Source organism: Coriobacteriia bacterium (assembly GCA_003149935.1).
GTDB lineage: Bacteria > Actinomycetota > Coriobacteriia > Coriobacteriales > QAMH01 > QAMH01.
Genome location: QAMH01000001.1, coordinates 1 through 18443, shown reverse-complemented (window position 1 = coordinate 18443; position 18443 = coordinate 1). Strand labels below are relative to the sequence as shown.

Annotated in this window: 13 protein-coding genes, 1 tRNA gene and 1 pseudogene; 1 reads left to right on the top strand and 14 read right to left on the bottom strand. The window is 59.7% G+C overall.

Features of this window, described 5'->3' with window-relative positions; genetic code table 11:
• Position 1: 1 nt before the first annotated feature.
• From DBY20_00075 to DBY20_00045, 7 genes and pseudogenes are all read right to left on the bottom strand, one after another.
• The gene (locus DBY20_00075; protein PWL80281.1) at positions 2-4420 is read right to left on the bottom strand and encodes a DNA-directed RNA polymerase subunit beta'; all 4419 of its coding nucleotides are present in this window, start codon (positions 4418-4420) and stop codon (positions 2-4) included.
• Between the two features lie 495 nt (positions 4421-4915).
• A pseudogene (locus DBY20_00070) lies at positions 4916-8251 on the bottom strand (DNA-directed RNA polymerase subunit beta).
• Positions 8252-8584: 333 nt separating this feature from the next.
• A complete protein-coding gene (locus tag DBY20_00065; protein PWL80280.1) occupies positions 8585-9046 on the bottom strand; it encodes a metallophosphoesterase in 462 nt (153 codons plus the stop codon).
• Between the two features lie 3 nt (positions 9047-9049).
• Positions 9050-10633 carry a polyphosphate:AMP phosphotransferase gene (pap, locus tag DBY20_00060; protein ID PWL80279.1) on the bottom strand — a complete coding sequence of 528 codons (1584 nt, stop codon included), beginning with the start codon at positions 10631-10633 and terminating at the stop codon, positions 9050-9052.
• Positions 10634-10864: 231 nt separating this feature from the next.
• Positions 10865-11245, bottom strand: a complete 381-nt coding sequence (locus tag DBY20_00055; protein ID PWL80278.1) for a 50S ribosomal protein L7/L12 — start codon at positions 11243-11245, stop codon at positions 10865-10867.
• A 63-nt stretch (positions 11246-11308) separates the two neighbouring features.
• Complete coding sequence (locus tag DBY20_00050) at positions 11309-11827, bottom strand: 50S ribosomal protein L10 (protein ID PWL80277.1); 519 nt, start codon at positions 11825-11827, stop codon at positions 11309-11311.
• 292 nt (positions 11828-12119) lie between these two features.
• Entirely contained in the window at positions 12120-13394 is a 1275-nt protein-coding gene (locus tag DBY20_00045) for a hypothetical protein (GenBank protein ID PWL80276.1), read from the bottom strand.
• A 106-nt stretch (positions 13395-13500) separates the two neighbouring features.
• Between DBY20_00045 and DBY20_00040 the strand changes: the two genes are divergently transcribed.
• Positions 13501-14391, top strand: coding sequence for a hypothetical protein (locus DBY20_00040; GenBank protein PWL80275.1), 891 nt, complete (start codon positions 13501-13503; stop codon positions 14389-14391).
• Between the two features lie 237 nt (positions 14392-14628).
• Here the strand turns inward: DBY20_00040 and DBY20_00035 are convergent, their stop codons facing one another.
• The 7 genes from DBY20_00035 to tuf all read right to left on the bottom strand — a co-directional run.
• Positions 14629-15336 carry a 50S ribosomal protein L1 gene (locus DBY20_00035; protein PWL80274.1) on the bottom strand — a complete coding sequence of 236 codons (708 nt, stop codon included), beginning with the start codon at positions 15334-15336 and terminating at the stop codon, positions 14629-14631.
• A gap of 314 nt (positions 15337-15650) precedes the next feature.
• On the bottom strand, positions 15651-16085 hold the full coding sequence (gene rplK / locus DBY20_00030; GenBank protein ID PWL80273.1) for a 50S ribosomal protein L11: 435 nt from the start codon (positions 16083-16085) through the stop codon (positions 15651-15653).
• 117 nt (positions 16086-16202) lie between these two features.
• Positions 16203-16733 (bottom strand): transcription termination/antitermination protein NusG, encoded by a 531-nt coding sequence (locus tag DBY20_00025; protein PWL80272.1) that lies wholly within the window; start codon positions 16731-16733, stop codon positions 16203-16205.
• Positions 16726-17142: a preprotein translocase subunit SecE gene (gene secE / locus DBY20_00020; protein ID PWL80271.1), complete on the bottom strand. Its 417-nt coding sequence runs from the start codon at positions 17140-17142 to the stop codon at positions 16726-16728. Before secE ends, DBY20_00025 begins: the two co-directional genes overlap by 8 nt.
• A gap of 68 nt (positions 17143-17210) precedes the next feature.
• Positions 17211-17287, bottom strand: a tRNA-Trp gene (locus tag DBY20_00015).
• A gap of 52 nt (positions 17288-17339) precedes the next feature.
• Positions 17340-17489: a 50S ribosomal protein L33 gene (gene rpmG / locus DBY20_00010; GenBank protein ID PWL80270.1), complete on the bottom strand. Its 150-nt coding sequence runs from the start codon at positions 17487-17489 to the stop codon at positions 17340-17342.
• Positions 17490-17570: 81 nt separating this feature from the next.
• Positions 17571-18443: elongation factor Tu (tuf, locus tag DBY20_00005; protein PWL80269.1), on the bottom strand; the 873-nt coding region annotated here is incomplete at its 5' end.

Below are 18443 nucleotides of genomic sequence, written 5' to 3'. Positions count from 1 at the left end.
TCTAGCCAATCAGACCGTCATCGTCTTGCGTGTTCTCGAGCCTCTCGGTCTCCTCGTCGGTGATGCCGAAGCCGGAATCGCTCATGGCACCAAGCAGCTCGTTGAGCACATCCTCATCGGAAGACGAGTGGCGCTGCGAGGTCGTGCCGATGAAGTCGTCGGGATCGGCGCTGTAAGACTGGGGCACATCGGCGCCCATGTACATCGCGTCTTCCGGCGAGAACAGCATCTCGAGCAGCTGCGAGGCGTCCGGCTCGTCGTTCTTCTTGGGATCGTCGAGGATGTAGAGCAAGTCGCGTGCCTCGAGACCAGCCCTGAGCTCCTCGATCGCCTTGACGCCAATGCCCTCGATGCGGAACAGCTCGTCCTCGGTCTTGCCGACAAGGTCGCCGACCATCTCGATGCCGGCCTCGCTGAACTTGTTGGCCCAGCGCTGGCTGACACCCAGGTCGTCGAAGAGATACAGCTTGGCAAGCTCGGGTGCAAGCTGCGGTCCACGGCCGCCGAGGTAGCCGCCATTGAGGAACATCGACATATCGCCCGGAGCGCCGCCCAGGTACTCCTCGCCGTTGATGGCCCACTCCTGCGGCTGCGGCAGCAGGCTCTCGGTCTCGCGGAGCTCTTCGGGGGCCCAGTCGGGCAGACGATCGGCACTCGAACCACTGCGGTCGATGCGCTCGCCCTTGTAGGTGAGCTGCAAGTCGCGATAGCGCTTGAGGCCGGTGCCCGCGGGAATGGGCTTGCCGATGATGACGTTCTCCTTGAGGCCCTGGAGCTTGTCGACCTTGCCCTCGATCGCGGCATCGGTCAGCACCTTGGTGGTCTCCTGGAACGAAGCAGCCGACAGGAACGAATCCGTGGCCAGCGAGGCCTTCGTGATACCGAGGATGAGCGGACGTGCGGTGGGCACATCGCCGCCCTCGAGCATGATGCGGTCGACCTCCTCCTCGAACTCGTAACGGTTGACCTGGGCACCCGGCAAGAACTTGGAGCTGCCCGGGTCGGTGACCGTCACCTTGCGCAGCATCTGGCGCGCAATGACCTCAACGTGCTTGTCGTTGATGTCGACGCCCTGAGACGTGTACACGTCCTGGACCTGGTCAACGATGTAGCGCAGCGTCGTATTGACATCGGTGAGACGCAGAAGCTCGTGCGGATCGATGGAACCCTTGGTGAGCTGCTGGCCGACCTCGACGGTGCACATGTCGGAGACGCCCGGCATGAGCTGTGCGCGTGCGCCCGTCTGGTATTCGCGCACCTCGCCATCCTCGTTGTGGATGGTGAGCGTACGGCTGTCCTTGGTCGCGGAGATCTGCAGCGTGCCGGAAATCTCGGCCAGGATGGCGAGACCCTTGGGCTTGCGTGCCTCGAAAAGCTCGGTAACACGCGGAAGACCCTGCGTGATGTCCTCGCCCGCGACACCGCCGGAGTGGAAGGTGCGCATCGTGAGCTGGGTGCCCGGCTCGCCGATGGACTGTGCGGCGATGATGCCGGCAGCGGTGCCCAGGTTGACCGGACGGCCGGCGGCCAGATCGAAGCCGTAGCACTTCTGGCACACGCCCGAATGCGCATGGCAGGTCATGAGGCTGCGAATCTTCACGGTCTTGACACCGGCATTGGCGAGCTTATCGAGCTCCTCGGCGGTCTCGATGTAATCGCCTGCGCCAATCAGCACCTCGCCCGTGGCGGGATCGACGGCATCGGCAGCCAGACAGCGGCCGATGAGATTGGTATCGGGCTCGTCCTTGCGGTTGATGACGGACTGCTCGATGCCATCGCTCGTGCCGCAGTCCTCCTCGTGGATGATGACGTCCTGCGCGACATCAACCAGACGACGGGTCAGGTAACCCGAGTCGGCGGTACGAAGCGCGGTGTCGGCCATGCCCTTTCGAGAACCGTGCGTCGAGACGAAGTATTCGAGAACGGTCAGGCCCTCACGGAAGTTCGCCTTGATCGGGCGGTCGATGATCTCGCCCTTCGGGTCAGCCATGAGGCCACGCATACCGGCGAGCTGGCGAATCTGCTTGATGTTACCGCGAGCACCGGAGAAGGCCATCATGTAGATCGGGTTGAAGTGGTCGAAGTTGTCGGCCATGGCGTTGCCGACGTCCTCGTTGGCAACGGTCCAGATCTCGACGATCTGACGATGGCGCTCGTCGGCGCTCATGAAGCCCATCTCGTAGTCTTCCTCGACTGCGGCGACCTTCTTGTCGGCCTCGGCGAGGATGTCTGCCTTGTTCGGCGGAATCGTCGCGTCGTAGACGGACACGGTAACGCCAGCGCGCGTCGCGTAGTGGAAGCCAAGGGCCTTGAGGCCATCGAGGATCTGCATCATCTCGGGCGTCTTGTAGGTGTTGGCGCAATCCTCGATGAGGCGACCAACTTCCTTCTTGTCCATGCCATGGTTGATGAAGGCATGCTCCTTGGAAAGCACGCTGTTGAAGATGATGCGGCCGATCGTCGTCTCGATGCGCTCGCCGGCCTTCTTCTCCTCGTAGACGCCATAGGAAGTCTCGACCTTGGTGTCGTACTTGAGGCGCACGAAGATCTTGGCCTGCAGATCGACATCGGCACGGGCGTCGTAGGCGTTCTGCGCGTCCTTGAAGTCCATGAAGCAGCGACCCTCGCCCTCGAAGCCGTCACGTGCGGCGGTGAGGTAGTAGATACCGATGATCATGTCCTGCGTCGGGATGGTGAGCGGCTTGCCGTGTGCCGGCGACTTGATGTTGTTGGAGCTCAGCATGAGCACGCGGGCCTCGGCCTGCGCCTCGCTCGACAGCGGCACATGCACGGCCATCTGGTCACCGTCGAAGTCTGCGTTGAACGCGGTGCAGACAAGCGGATGCAGACGGATGGCCTTACCTTCGACGAGCACGGGCTCGAAGGCCTGGATGCCGAGGCGGTGCAGGGTTGGTGCGCGGTTGAGCAGCACGGGATGATCGGTGATGACCTCTTCGAGGACGTCCCAGACGAGTGACGCGCCGCGATCGACCATGCGCTTGGCGGCCTTGATGTTGGCAGCTTGCTCGAGCTCGACCAGGCGCTTCATGACGAAGGGCTTGAACAGCTCGAGAGCCATCTGCTTGGGAAGGCCGCACTGGTGAATCTTGAGCTGCGGGCCGACGACGATGACCGAACGACCGGAGTAGTCGACGCGCTTGCCCAGAAGGTTCTGGCGGAAGCGGCCCTGCTTGCCCTTGAGCATGTCGGCAAGCGACTTGAGCGGACGGTTGCCCGGACCCACGACGGGACGGCCACGACGGCCGTTGTCGAAGAGGGCGTCGACGGCCTCCTGGAGCATGCGCTTCTCGTTGTTCACGATGATGTCGGGAGCCGAGAGGTCGAGCAGCTTCTTGAGACGGTTGTTGCGGTTGATGACGCGACGATACAGGTCGTTGAGGTCGCTCGTGGCAAAGCGGCCACCGTCGAGCTGCACCATCGGGCGCAGGTCGGGCGGGATGACCGGAATGACATCGAGAATCATATCCGTCGGATCGTTGTTGCTGCGGATAAAGGCCTCGACGACCTTGAGGCGCTTGACGGCCTTAGCGCGCTTCTGGCCCTTGCCGGTCGCGATGATCTCGCGCAGCTCCTCGGCCGTGGCCTCGAGATCGACATCGCCGAGCAGGTCGCGTACGGCCTCGGCACCCATGCCACCGCGGAAGTAGTCACGATAGTTGAGGCGCAGCTCGCGATAGAGCGTCTCGTCGGAGATGAGCATCTTGGGCTCGATGCGCATGAGGGTCTCGTAGGCCTCGGTGCGCAGGTCCTTGCGCTCCTCGAACTCCTCGCGCAGGTCGGCGATTTCCTCCTCGACCTCTTCCGGGGTCATGAGGTCTTCCTCGTCGTACTCGCGCTCGCCGTTCTCGTCAAAGTACTCGGTCGACTGGTGACGCGTCATCTGGATGAGGCGGTCACGCTCGGAATCGAGCTCCTCGAGACCGGCTGCGAGCTCTTCCTCGAGCTCGGCGGCGTCCTCGGCCAGAGCCTCCTTGTCGACCCAGGTGATGATGTTGCTCGCGAAGTACAGAACCTTCTCGAGGTCCTTCGGCGAGATGTCGAGCAGATAGCCGAGACGGCTCGGGCTGCCCTTGAAATACCAGATGTGGCTCACGGGCGCGGCGAGCTCGATATGGCCCATGCGCTCGCGGCGAACCTTCGCGCGCGTCACCTCGACGCCGCAACGCTCGCAGACGATGCCCTTGAAGCGGATGCGCTTGTACTTGCCGCAGGCGCACTCCCAGTCCTTGGTCGGGCCAAAGATCTTCTCGCAGAACAGACCGTCCTTCTCGGGCTTGAGGGTACGGTAGTTAATGGTCTCGGGCTTCTTGACCTCACCATGCGACCAGGAGCGGATCTTCTCGGCGCTTGCCAGGCCAATGTGGAACTCATCAAAGTTATTGACGTCAAATATTGTCATGGCCTACTCCTCTCCTTCAGGGTCGTCGTCCATCTCGGGTTGTTCATCCACGTTCACGTCAATCGCGATGCCGGGATCAGCCGACGCATCGCCGAGGAGCTCCTCGGCTTCGTCGATATACTCGTCTTGATCCTCCTCGAGCGCGGTCTCGCCCATCTTCTCCTCGAGGGCCTCCTCGATTTCGTCATGAAGCGGATTGTCCTCGGTGATGATGCCGCCGATCAGACCCTCGTCAACATCGACCGAAGCGTCGTCGTCAACGGGCGTGGCAGCGCCAATCATGACCTCGTCGCCACCGTTGGAGACGGAGGAACCGAGAAGCTCCTCACCGCCTTCGGGAATGCCGAGCAGGTCATCGGCGCCCGCGTTCATCTGGGCGATGCCGTCGGTGAGCATGTCGAGCGCATCGAGATCCAGATCGATGCCGGAATCGCCAGCCTCGGCGACCTCGTTGCTTGCATCGAGAATCTCGACGGTTTCGGTGAGAGCAGCGGTCTCGTCCTTGCCATCGCGACCGATGAGCTCGACGTCGAGTGCGAGGGACTTCATCTCCTTGACGAGCACCTTGAAGGACTCGGGCAGCTCGGGAGCGGGGATGTTCTCGCCCTTGACGATGGACTCGTATGCCTTGACACGACCGGCCGTGTCGTCGGACTTGACCGTGAGGATCTCCTGCAGGACGTTGCCCGCACCATATGCGTACAGGGCCCAAACCTCCATCTCGCCGAAGCGCTGGCCACCGAACTGGGCCTTGCCGCCGAGCGGCTGCTGCGTGATGAGGCTGTAGGGACCGGTCGAGCGGGCGTGGATCTTATCGTCGACCATATGCGAGAGTTTGAGCATGTAGGTCTGGCCCACGGTGATCTGCTCGCGGAACTTCTCGCCCGTGCGGCCGTCGTAGAGGTCGGCCTTGCCCGTGGCGGAAAGCTGCGCGACGAACGGCTCGTAGAACATGTCGCCGTAGCGGGCTTTTGCCTTGTTCACGCGGTTCTTGTTGCTCTTGATGATGGCATCCGAGATCTCTTCCTCGGTCGCACCATCGAAAATCGGGGTGGACACAAAGAAGGGACCGTCAACCGGCTCGTCGCTCTTGGGGTCATCGCTCCAGCCGTTGAGCGCGGCCCAGCCAAGGTGGTTCTCGAGCAGCTGACCGACGTTCATACGGGAGGGAACACCCAGAGGATTGAGGATGACATCGACGGGCGTGCCGTCTGCCATGTAGGGCATATCCTCGACCGGCAGAACGAGGGAGATAACGCCCTTGTTACCATGGCGGCCGGAGAGCTTGTCGCCCTGCTGGACCTTGCGCTTCTGCGCGACGTAGACACGCACGAGCTCGTTGATTCCCGGGGGAAGCTCGTCACCGGCAGCGCGCGAGAACTGCGAGATGCCAATGACACGACCGGAAGCACCGTGCGGCATCTTCAGGGACGTGTCGCGAACCTCGCGGGCCTTCTCGCCGAAGATGGCGCGCAGCAGGCGCTCCTCGGCGGTAAGCTCGGTCTCGCCCTTGGGCGTGACCTTGCCGACGAGCACGTCGCCCGGATGCACCTCGGCGCCGATGCGAATGACACCGTCGGCATCCAGGTTACCGAGCATGTCCTCGGAGAGGTTCGGGATTTCGCGAGTGATCTCCTCGGGACCGAGCTTGGTGTCGCGTGCGTCGATCTCGTGCTCGGAGATGTGGATGGACGTGAGCAGGTCCTCGGCGACAACGCGCTCGGAGACGATGATGGCGTCCTCGTAGTTGTAGCCTTCCCACGGCATGTAGGCGATCATGAGGTTCTGACCCAGGGCGAGCTCGGCGTGGTCGGTGGAGGGACCATCGGCCAGGGCATCGCCCACGTGAACCTCGTCACCGTACTTCACGAGCGGCTTGTAGTTGATGCAGCCACTCTGGTTGGAGCGCTGGAACTTGGGCAGCGTATAGGTGTCGACATCGCCGTCCTCGTTGGTGACCTCGACGCGCGCGCCATCAACGTAGGTGACCGTGCCGGCGTGCTTGGCCAGGGGCAACTCGCCGGAGTCAGAGGCGATGCGGTGCTCCATACCGGTGCCGACGAGCGGAGCCTGCGGACGAAGCAGCGGCACGGCCTGACGCTGCATGTTCGAGCCCATGAGGGCGCGGTTTGCGTCATCGTGCTCGAGGAAGGGAATGAGCGCGGTTGCGACCGAGTTCATCTGGCGCGGGGAGACGTCCATGTACTGCACGTCCTCGACGGGCACTTCCTCGGGGTCGCCGAAGACGCCGTCGGCGTTCTTGGTACGGCAAACGACGCGCTTGGCGGCAACGAACTTGCCGGTCTTCTCGTCGACGGAACCGAACACGCGCGTCTTGGGGTCGAAGGGCTCGTTTGCCTGGGCGATGGAGTAGTTCTCCTCCTCGTCGGCGGTCAGGTAGTCGACGTCATCGGTGATCTTGCCATCAACAACGCGACGGTACGGCGTCTCGATGAAGCCGAAGTCGTTGACGCGGGCATAGGTTGCCAGCGAGCCGATGAGGCCGATGTTCGGGCCTTCAGGCGTCTCGATGGGGCACATGCGACCGTAGTGAGAGGTGTGGACGTCGCGAACCTCGAAACCGGCGCGCTCACGGGACAGACCGCCCGGGCCGAGTGCGGACAGACGACGCTTGTGCGTGATGCCCGCGGCGGGGTTGGTCTGGTCGAAGAACTGCGAGAGCTGCGAGGAGCCGAAGAACTCCTTGATCGCGGCGACGATCGGACGGATGTTGATGAGCGACTGCGGCGAGATGTCCTCGGGGTCGAAGGTGGACATGCGCTCGCGCACGACGCGCTCCATACGGCTGATGCCGATGCGGAACTGGTTCTTGATGAGCTCGCCGACCGTGCGGATACGACGGTTGCCGAAGTGGTCGATGTCATCGATCTGGTAGCCGGGCTTACCCTGAGCGAGGTTGATGATATAGCGCATCGCGGTGACAATGTCCTCGACCGTGAGCGTGGAGGAGTCGCTCTCGATGCCGAGTTTCTTGTCGATCTTGTAGCGGCCGACCTTGGCGAGGTCATAGCGCTGCGGGTTGAAGAACAGACCCTCGAGCAGGCTGCGTGCGGAGTCGACCGTGGGCGGCTCGCCCGGACGCAGGCGACGGTAGAGCTCGATGAGAGCTTCCTCGCGCGAGGATGACGGGTCCTTCTCGAGCGTACGCTCGACCATCTCGCTATCGCCAAGCAGGTCGATGATCTCGTCGCGGGTCTCGGCAATGCCGAGTGCGCGCAGAAGAAGCGTGGCGGGTTGCTTGCGCTTGCGATCGATGCGGATGGAAAGCACATCGCGCTTGTCCGTCTCGAACTCGAGCCATGCGCCGCGCGTGGGGATGACCTTCGCATTGTATATAGTGCGGTCGCTCGTCTTGTCACGCTCGGCGGAGAAGTACACGCCGGGGGAACGGACGAGCTGGGAGACGACGACGCGCTCGGTGCCGTTGATGATGAAGGTGCCGCGGTTCGTCATGAGCGGAAAATCACCCATGAAGACGTTGGACTCCTGCATCTCGCCGGTCTCCTTGTTGATGAAGCGGATGTCGACGAAGAGCGGGGCCTGATACGAGATATCGCGCTTCTTGCACTCCTCGACAGAATGCTTGGGGTCGCCAAACTCGTGAGCGCCGAACTCGACGCAGAGGGTCTTCGCGCTGTTCTCGATGGGAGACATGCTCGCAAAGGTCTCGTCGAGGCCCTCGGTCATCAGATTGTTGAACGAATCGACCTGAATGGAGATCAGGTTGGGGATGTCCATGACCTCCGGGAGCTTCGCGAAGCTGAGGCGATCGCGATACACGTTGGCCTGGGACGTTACGGTAGTCGGCACTATATCCTCCTTATAGTTGTCCGATAAGGCTATAAAACGGGTGATACACGAGCGAGAGGATATGCGCGCGCGTATAAGGGGTCAAGAAGTTTTTGGATGAGTGGTCGTTTAAAGACAAATACAATCGCAAACGCGCTCGATTTATCGGTAAACGGTATGTTTTAGGTGATTTATTATTTAAAACTGAGTTTATTTAGACGTCAGTCAGGCCCAATGCGCATTTCATCTTTCTTGGCAATAGGAATGTGCCAAGGGGTCAGACCCTCTGACACATGATGTATTGTGGCTTCTTGGGCGAGCTTGCGACCACAGGAGCTCGTTTCGCGGCAGGCGCTACACCGTCACACTCTGCACAGAGCCGACCCTGCCGTCCTCGAGCTCAACGAGTGCGAGACTGCGTTTGGAGCCACAGCGCGGTCGGAAGGCGCCGCCTGGATTGATGATGCGGCAGCTGCCACGAACCTCATCACGCGGCACGTGCGTATGGCCGTGAATCGCCAGGTCATACTCCCCGCTCTCGGCTGCACGTTCGGCATCCCTAGGGTAATGCGATACGAACAGCCTCACACCATCGATAACCTGCGTCGCGCTTTCGTGTACGCCAGGACCATAGTCGACGTTATAGTCGTTGTTACCCAACACGGCGATGGTAGGCGCTATCGCCTCGAGTTCCATGAGGACATCCAAAGAGCCGATATCGCCTGCATGGATGATGAAATCAACCCCGGCGAGCGCTTCGAGCGCCTCATTGCTTATGCGCCCATGCGTATCCGAGATGATTCCCACCAGAGACATTGCCTAGTCCTTCTTGTCCTGCTTCAGGCGCTCCTCAATTGCGGCGTTGATGGCCTTGATCGTCTTGATGCGCGCGTACTTCTTGTCATCGGACTCGATGATGTTCCAAGGGGCGAAGTACGTCGAGGTCATGCGCAGCATGTCGTTGATGGCCACGCAGTACTGCGGATACTTCTCGCGATTGCGCCAGTCCTCGTCGGTGAGCTTCCAGGCTTTGTCCGGGTCGTTCTTGCGCGCCTCGAAGCGCGCGAGCTGCTCGTCTTGGCTCACGTCAACCCAGAACTTCATAAGCAGCGTGCCCGTGCGGAACATCTCCCATTCGAAATCGTTGATTTCCTCGAAGGCACGACGCCAATCGGAATCGGTGCAGAAGCCCTCCACACGCTCGACCATGACACGGCCATACCAGGAGCGGTCGTAGATTGCGGTATGCCCGCTCTTGGGCAAGTTGATCCAGTAACGCCACAGGAAGGGATGCTCCTTTTCGGGCTTGGTGGGCGCGCCGGAGGGAACGACGCGATAATCGCGGGCATCAAGGGCGGAGGCGATGCGCTTGATGGCACCACCTTTGCCGGCCGCGTCCCAACCCTCGAACACGAGCATCATAGGGATTTGCCTGCGGTACATCTCGAGCTGCAAGGTGGCAAGACGCTCCTGTTCCTTCTTGAGCTCGCTACGGTACTCCTCGGGATCAATCGTGAGATCATGACGAATCTCCTCGACTGACTGCACCTTCACGAGGTCATGGCGCGTGCGCGGAAGCGGAAAGTCATCGGGAATGATGACGGGGTTTTCCTTCATCTTGACGTGACGCGCGAGGCCCTCCTCAATCTCGGTGACAAGCGTCTCGAGAAACTCGATGCGACGCACGCGACGATTCTCGGCGGCGATGATGTGCCACGGGGCATCGGCAGAATCGGTGAGCTCGAGCAGTTTGTCGATGATGGGATAGATCTTGTCGTAGTTCTTGTTCTGGTAGAGATCCTCGTCGTTGACGCGCCAGGCAGTGTTCTTATCCGCCTCGAGTGCCTCGATGCGCTTGGTCTGCTCCTTTTTGCTGATATGGAAGAACAGCTTGATAATGAGGTAGCCATCGGCGACAAGCTGCCCCTCGAGAATCTGGGTGGACTCGGCAAACAGGCCCGTCTGGCCATTGCGCGACTTTACGATGTAATCGACATGGTCGCGAATCTTGGGCTGCGGCAGATGGGCGGAGCCCTTGTCACCGCTGATCATGCCCGAGAGGTTCTTGATGATCTCGGAATACCAGCTCTTATCGAAGAAGGTCATGGTGCCGTACTGGCCGATGCGCTCCCAGAAGCGCTTCATGAGCGGATAGCGGCACTCGTCTTCCGTGGGGTCGTTCATCGAATACACGGTGAACGCACGAGCGTCGAGGTCCTTTACCAGCTTGGAGATGCTCGTGCCCTTGCCCGATGCGCTCCAGCCATCCACGCATACGACAACGGGAAACTTCTCGCGGATGCACTGCTGCTGCAAACGCACGAGCTTCTCGGTGAGCTCGTTTTTGCGCTGCTCGTACTCTTCCTTGTCGATGCGTTTCTTGAGATCGGCCTTCTCGAGCATGTTCTCCCCCTCCGTTTTGGCCACAACTTTATATAGGTTACCCCCGTCACAGCGCAGCCACAAGAAAAAACCCGGATTCCATTCGGAACCCGGGTTTCTAAGCTTTCTACCCTGCACATTCTCGTAACTGCTGAAATAGTTCAGCTTGCGTGAGATTAATGTAAAGCGGGGAGCGACGCGTACGATTGGTACGCGAGCTCCCCGCTGAGCATTAAGATTGCGCGAGATGGGCTATTTCAGCGTGACGACAGCGCCAGCAGCCTCAAACTTCTCCTTCATCTCCTCGGCCTCGTCCTTCTTCACGCCCTCCTTGATGGTGGCAGGAGCGCTCTCGACGAGAGCCTTGGCCTCCTTGAGACCCTGATCGGTGACCTCGCGGACAACCTTGATGACAGCGATCTTGTTGTCGCCGAAGGACTCGAGCACGACGTCGAAGTCGCTCTTCTCCTCAGCAGCACCAGCGTCACCACCGGCAGCAGCGCCACCAACAGCGGCAACAGCAACGGGAGCGGCGGCGGAGACACCAAAGGCCTCCTCCAGATCATGGACGAGCTCAGAGAGCTCGAGAGCGGTCAGGCCCTTGATACCTTCGAGAATTTCTTCCTTAGTCATAACTAAAACCTTTCAGTTGCGGCGGCAATCACGCCACCTTGCATATACATAACAAACGTGGCGCTATGCAGCCTTCTGGTCTGCGATAGCCTGAATCGTGCGAGCCAAGCCTTCCGCCGGCGCCGCGCAGACACGGGCGAGACCCGTGACCGGTGCGAGCATGGTGGACAGAAGCATGGCAACGAGCTGCTCCTTGCTGGGCAGATCGGCGACCTTGAGTGCCTCCTCGACGGAGTAGACCTTGCCGTCGACAATGCCACCCTTGATCTCCAGAGCCTCATGATCCTTGGCGAAGTCCTTGAGAGCCTTGGCCGGAGCGGCCACGTCACCATCGCAGAACACGAAGGCCGTGGGGCCAGCCAAAATCTCGGGGATTTCGGGAAGGTCGAGGTTCTTGAGTGCGATGGCGGCGAGGTTGTTCTTGAAGACGTGCATCTGTCCGGCACCCTCGCGAATGTTGCGACGAAGCTCCTGGGACTCCTTGACGGTAAGACCACGAGCATCGACGAACCAGCAACCCTCGCTGTTCTTGAAAAGCTCGGTAAGCTTCTCAACTTGCTCGACTTTTTGCTGTGTAGGCATGCGCACCTCCCTTCATACAAATCGACCCCCGCTGCGTGACAGCGGAGGCCGACGAGAGTGCATGCCTGAAGCATCATTCATGTTCGACCACCTCGGCGGGCGGAAGGCTTGCCTTCCCTTAAGTCCCGGATGGGACACCGGCTGTCTTTGGTAGCGGGTAAAACTACAAATGCGAGATGGAATGATAGAGCAATGGGCGGAAGGACGCAAGGAATTGTCATGCATCTTTTGCGAAGAGCGCTTTCGAAAATAGGGTCGTGCTCTGGATGCGAGGGCGCTGTCGCACCCTTCCCTATCCCTTGTTCGGCCTCGTGATACGGGCGAAGGCAAGGCTCGTCACGAAGGCCACGGCGCCAAAGACGGCCATGGTCGTGTAGACGAACAGGCTCACACCGCCGCATGCGCTCATCACGGCCTGTTGAAAGGCCGAGCCACCGGCGATGTCGGTATTCACGATGGCAAGGTGGTGCGGAAAGCGCTTCTGACCATAACGCTCGCGGGCAAACGCAGTGGCCTGGGGCGCTACGCTACCATAGCCCACAACCATCATCAGGCAGCCGATGACATAGAGCCATCCCAGGCCGAAGAAGAAGGCGCAGGCGAGAACCGTGCAGGCTGCGAAGGCAATCGTTGCGACCAATATCATGGAAAACTGCAAGCCCTTCTTGTCGTAAACGACGCCCATGGAAAGACCTGATAATCCGTTCACGATGGGAATGATGCCCACAAGCGTCGCAGCGAAGGTCGCGTCCACGTTCAACTCCAAGGCTCCCTGCATGGACGTGCCGATGACGACGAGCCCTGCGCCAAGGATGATGATCGCCCATAGGTAGTAGCCGTAAAACGCGGGGTCACGGAAGATTCTGCGCTGATCTGCCTCGGCATCTGAGGCGGACTTGGCATCCGTCACGAATTCGGCATCGGATGAGAGCTCCTCCTTGGCCAGGTCTTCCTTTTGCGTGCCGACGCCCAAGAGTTCGCTGATGTTTTCGGGAGCGCGCTTCAAGAAGCAAGCCAGGAACACGAAGACGATGCAGGCCGTGGCCGCGACGACGCCGAGCGCGACGGGTATGCCCGCCGTCCCGATGATGGCGCGCGTAAGCGTTCCCAGGGTAAGAGAGCCCAGGCCAAAGCCCATGAACATGACACCGGAGGCAAAGCCGGTCCTATCGGGAAACCACAATGTTACCGTGGCGATGGTGACGTTGTAGCCCAGACCCGTGCCGCACCCAATGCATACGCCATAGCATACGTACAAGGCCCATATGCCGTATTGGGCCAGAATCGCCGTTCCCGCAAAACCGCAGACGAGAAGCGTGGCTGCCATCAGTATGGCGCCGCGCACGCCGAGACGCCTGAGCACTCGCACGCCAATGAGGCCACCCACGCAAAACGCCATCATGCAGATGGTGAAGGTCACCTTTACCGCGCTCATCTCCCATCCGTAGATAGTGGCAAGAGGAGTCGCGAAAAGCGACCAGGCGTAGACCAGGCCTAACACCAGAAACGAAGCTGCCGATGCAAATAGATACACGTACCTCTTACGCTTGAGCGCGTTCACATCCATTATGTCCCCCTCCACTTTCGTACACGACCTTATAGTAGTTGCTATAATCTCCTTTTAATCGCGCTTTTCTCTATAGCTGTATAAGGTTCAAACCTGATACAAAGGAGTGACTGTGTACTCGCGCCACATCGAGTCCTTCATCGAAACGGCGAATGCGGGAAGTTTCAGCAAAGCTGCCCGCGCACTCTATATCGCGCCGTCTTCTCTCATTCAGCAGATTGATCTTCTCGAGCAGCGTCTTGGCGTCACTTTGTTCGAGCGTGGACCCTGCGGCGTCAAACTGACCGAAGCGGGCGAATCGCTTTATCGGGATGCCATAGAGATCGTGCGTCACTGCGATGAGGCAGTTGCTCGCGCACGGACGATTCAGAAGGGCGAGGGACCTATACGCGTGGCAACTTCATTACTCATGAAGTGCCGCCTGCTTCCGGGAATTTGGTCGCATATGATCGAAAGCGCGCCAGGCACCCGCATCGATATCACCTCGCTTGAAAGCGCGGGAATCGAGCCGGGCAATTACCTGCGTGGACTCGGCGTATCGTATGACGTGATGGAGGGGCTCTACATGTCCGAGCTCTACCGAGATCAGTGCCTGTTCCTCGAGCTAACGCGAACTCAGCTATGCGTCGCGGTACCAAAATTACCAGGAACGAATACTCCCGAAGTGGTGGATGCGGAGCTGCTCCATGACCTTGACCTCGTCATGATGAGGCCAGGCGTATCGGCTGACTACGACGCCGCACGCTCCTATCTTGTTGGTCTCGGAGCCAATCGAATCACGGATGTCCCCTTCTACACGATGGAGCTGTTCGCAGATTGCGAATTGAACAATCGTGCCATCGTCACGACCGAGATCTGGGAGGATATCCACCCAAATCTCGTTTGCATCTCCTTGACCGAGCCGCATTGCATGCCCTACGGGCTGGTCTTTCCCAAACGGCCGGGCGCACAAGTCATGAAGCTCTACCGAACGGCAAGGCGCATATATCAGCAATAAACAGCGTAGCTTGCTCGCACAGATAGTTACCGGCACGTATTCGCAGCTCATTAAAAAACCCGGGTACAAAACCCGGGCTTTTCAGTAACGAAAACGCAATAGAATGCGTGAGATTGCAATAAAGCGAGGTGCGTAGCATGCAAGCGCAACAGAATGCGTGAGATAGACGTGAAACGGGGAGCGTAGCGTACAAAACGTACGTAAGCTCCCCGTTGAACGTCTAGATTGCGTGTTCTGTTACGCCTCGGTGTAGTTGCGGACGATGTCAGCGGCAACCTTGATGCCAGGGCCCATCGTCGAAGACAGCACGACGGACTTGACGTAGCGGCCCTTGGTTGCGGCCGGCTTCACACGCAGAATCTCGTCATAAAGCGCACCGTAGTTCTCGGCAAGAGCCTTGGGCTCGAAGGAAACCTTGCCAATGTTGACATGGCAGATGCCATAGCGATCGGCACGGTACTCGACCTTGCCACCCTTGAGCTCGCTCACGGCCTTGGCGACATCCGGCGTAACGGTACCAAGTTTGGGGTTCGGCATCATGCCACGAGGGCCAAGGACCTTACCCAGACGGCCAACCTTGCTCATCATGTCGGGAGTTGCGACGGCGGCGTCGAAGTTAATGTTGCCAGCCTGCACGTCGGCAACCAGATCGTCGGAACCGACAACGTCGGCACCGGCCTCGAGAGCCTCCTTTGCCTTATCGCCCTCGGCGAAGACGGCAACGCGGACTTCCTTGCCCGTGCCGTTAGGCAGCGAGATGGAACCGCGAACCTGCTGGTCTGCCTGACGGGTGTCGATGTTGAGGCGGAATGCAACCTCGACGCTCTCGTCAAAGGATGCAGGCGCAATCTCCTTGGCAAGCGTGCAAGCCTCGAGCGGCGTGTACTGCTTGTCCTCGTCAACCTTGGCCAGTGCGGCCTCGTACTTCTTTCCGTGCTTTGCCATGTTCTTTCCTCCTCGTGGTCAACGAGCCTGGCCGGCCCTCCCACTACATGCACGCAGCCCTATGCCACGTGCTTAATACCTAACCTATCAAACAGCGTGCTGCTCGATACATGTGGATGCTTTTAATCGAAATTCATCCACGGTGCTCGCCGGACGCGAATTGCGAAGCCCGATGAGCAGAAGTTTCAAAATCGTGAAGCGATCTTGCGAGGACTGTCTGAGCGCGCGGTCTGTGCGCGCGAGTTCCACAGCAGCTGAGCGATTTTGGAACTTTGGGTGCGAATCACAGGCGAGCAATTCGCGCCCGATGAGAACTAGGCCTCTTCGACTAATACTCCCATGGAGCGAGCGGTACCCGCCACGATCTTCTTTGCCGCCTCGATGTCGTTGGCGTTGAGATCGGGAAGCTTGGTCTCGGCAATCTCGGTAAGCTGAGCCTGCGTGAGCGTGCCCACCTTGTCGCGCTGCGGAACACCGCTGCCCTTCTCGATGCCAAGAGCCTGACGGATGAGAACAGCCGCCGGCGGAGTCTTGCAGATGAAGTCGAAGGACTTATCCTCATAGACCGTGATCTCGACGGGGATAATCGTATTGCCCTTGTCCTGCGTCTCGGCATTGAATGCCGTGCAGAACTGCATGATGTTGACGCCCTGGGCGCCGAGTGCCGGGCCAACCGGGGGTGCCGGGTTAGCCTGACCAGCAGGAATCTGAAGCTTAATGAAGCCCGTTACTTCCTTGTCCTTAGCCATGATGCCTATCCTTACTAGTACCTGCCCTTACGGGCGCTTATGCTCTATCTATCGAAAGCGCCTGTCGCGAGAAGCCCTCTTCCACATCGAGGCACGACGCGCGCGTTTCTGCCAAACTTAAATCTTTGCCACCTGATCGAAGCTGAGCTCGACCGGTGTCTCGCGGCCGAAGATCGAGACGAGAACCTTGACCTTGCCGGCCTCGGCGTTCACCTCGGAGACCGTGCCGTCGAAGTCTGCAAGCGGACCGCTCACAACCTTGATGGACTGACCCTCTTCCAGATCCGTGGAGGTCTTCTTGGGGGCCTCGGGGCTCACGCGCTTGGTGATCTTGTTGAACTCCTCGCGCGTCAGCGGCACGGGCTGCCCCTCGCTGCCGACAAACCCCGTCACGCCCGGCGTGTTGCGCACGGCAACCTGGGTACGGGCATCGAGGTTCATCTTGATCAGCACATAGCCGGGAAACACCTTGCGCTCGGTGGTGACGCGACGGCCGCCCTCCTTGAGCTCGGTGACTTCCTCGGTGGGGATGAGAATCTCGAAGATATTGTTCTCGAGACCCTGGGTCTCGATGAGATGCTCGATGTTCGTCTTGACCTTGTTCTCGTAGCCCGAATAGGTGTGAACAACGTACCATCTTCTAGCCATTGACGTTCACTCCCAAGGTCGCGATGGCATCAAGCGGGATAATGATGATATTGTCGATGATGGCGATACCGACGCCGAAGAACACGAGGGCCGCAATGACGATGAGGCTCGCATTGACGAGCTCGGGGCGCGTCGGCCAAACCACGCGCTGCATTTCGCCCTTGACCTCTTTGCAATAGTTGACGAAACGACGCCAGATGCTCGGCTTCTTTCCTGACTTGGAATCGTTCTTGGCAACTGCCTTGGTGCTCTTCGCCTTCTCGGGAGCTTTGTCCTTGGAACGCGAGAGCACCGCAGCTTTCTTCTGCGGTTGCGCGGTTGTTTGCTGCGCGAGATCACGCGCCGACTGAGCCTTTTGCTCCTCGGAGCGTGTGTCGCGCTTACGCTTCTTGTGTTTCTTCGTAGCCATCTTGATCCGTTCGTATAAGGTGGTTCATACCTTAAAAGAGGCCAACTAAAAAGTTGGCCGGAATAATCTGGCAGGCCAGGAGGGACTCGAACCCCCAACATTCGGTTTTGGAGACCGACGCTCTACCAATTGGAGCTACTGGCCTGTTCATCTGGTCTAGCCATTGTAGACCACTCCTGAACACTTAGCGAGTACAACTAGCGAGTCTCGCGGTGCAGCGTATGATGACCGCACCAACGGCAGTACTTCTTCAGCTCGATGCGCTCAGGGTTGTTCTGCTTGTTCTTCTTGGTCGTATAATTGCGGCGCTTGCAATCAGTACAGGCCAAGGTGACCAACGTGCGCATTACATCCTCCTCAATCGCAGAACACGGCCCGACGGTCGCAAAACCGTCGGGCCTGTCTGCTCATAACCTAATGGGCTCGTGTTACTCGATGATCTCGGTAACGCGACCGGAGCCGACCGTACGACCACCCTCGCGGATAGCGAACTTCAGGCCCTCTTCCATGGCGATCGGGTGAATGAGCTCGCCCGTGATCTCAACGTTGTCGCCCGGCATGACCATCTCGACGCCGTCCGGGAGGATAACCGTGCCCGTGATGTCGGTGGTGCGGAAGTAGAACTGCGGACGATAGTTGGTGAAGAACGGCGTGTGGCGGCCACCTTCGTCCTTGGTCAGAACGTAAACCTGACCCTTGAACTTGGTGTGCGGCTGAACGGAACCGGGCTGGCAGACAACCTGGCCACGCTCGATCTCCTCGCGCTTGATGCCGCGGAGCAGCAGACCGACGTTATCGCCAGCCTCAGCCTCGTCGAGCAGCTTGCGGAACATCTCGACGCCGGTGACGACCGTCTTCTGCGTCGGGCGGATGCCGACAATCTCGACCTCGTCATTGACATGGCAGACGCCACGCTCGACGCGGCCCGTGGCGACGGTGCCACGACCGGTGATGGTGAAGACGTCCTCGATAGCCATGAGGAACGGCTTGTCGGTCTCGCGAGCAGGAGTCGGGATGTACTCGTCGACAGCATCCATGAGCTCCCAGATAGCGTCCTGGTAACCCTTGTCGCCCTCGAGAGCCTTGAGAGCAGAACCACGGATGATGGGGATGTCGTCTCCGGGGAACTCGTACTCGGTGAGCAGGTCGCGGGTCTCCATCTCGACGAGGTCGATGAGCTCCTCGTCATCAACCATGTCGCACTTGTTGAGGAAGACAACGATGTAGGGAACGCCGACCTGGCGGGCGAGCAGGATGTGCTCGCGGGTCTGGGCCATCGGGCCGTCGGTGGCGGCGATAAC

Coding starts and splice junctions, on each gene's coding strand:
- DBY20_00075 (PWL80281.1), bottom strand. CDS start 4,420: ATGACAATATTTGACGTCAATAACTTTGATGAGTTCCACATTGGCCTG.
- rplK (PWL80273.1), bottom strand. CDS start 16,085: ATGGCTAAGGACAAGGAAGTAACGGGCTTCATTAAGCTTCAGATTCCT.
- DBY20_00050 (PWL80277.1), bottom strand. CDS start 11,827: ATGCCTACACAGCAAAAAGTCGAGCAAGTTGAGAAGCTTACCGAGCTT.
- DBY20_00035 (PWL80274.1), bottom strand. CDS start 15,336: ATGGCAAAGCACGGAAAGAAGTACGAGGCCGCACTGGCCAAGGTTGAC.
- DBY20_00055 (PWL80278.1), bottom strand. CDS start 11,245: ATGACTAAGGAAGAAATTCTCGAAGGTATCAAGGGCCTGACCGCTCTC.
- DBY20_00025 (PWL80272.1), bottom strand. CDS start 16,733: ATGGCTAGAAGATGGTACGTTGTTCACACCTATTCGGGCTACGAGAAC.
- rpmG (PWL80270.1), bottom strand. CDS start 17,489: ATGCGCACGTTGGTCACCTTGGCCTGTACTGATTGCAAGCGCCGCAAT.
- DBY20_00065 (PWL80280.1), bottom strand. CDS start 9,046: ATGTCTCTGGTGGGAATCATCTCGGATACGCATGGGCGCATAAGCAAT.
- pap (PWL80279.1), bottom strand. CDS start 10,633: ATGCTCGAGAAGGCCGATCTCAAGAAACGCATCGACAAGGAAGAGTAC.
- DBY20_00045 (PWL80276.1), bottom strand. CDS start 13,394: ATGGATGTGAACGCGCTCAAGCGTAAGAGGTACGTGTATCTATTTGCA.
- secE (PWL80271.1), bottom strand. CDS start 17,142: ATGGCTACGAAGAAACACAAGAAGCGTAAGCGCGACACACGCTCCGAG.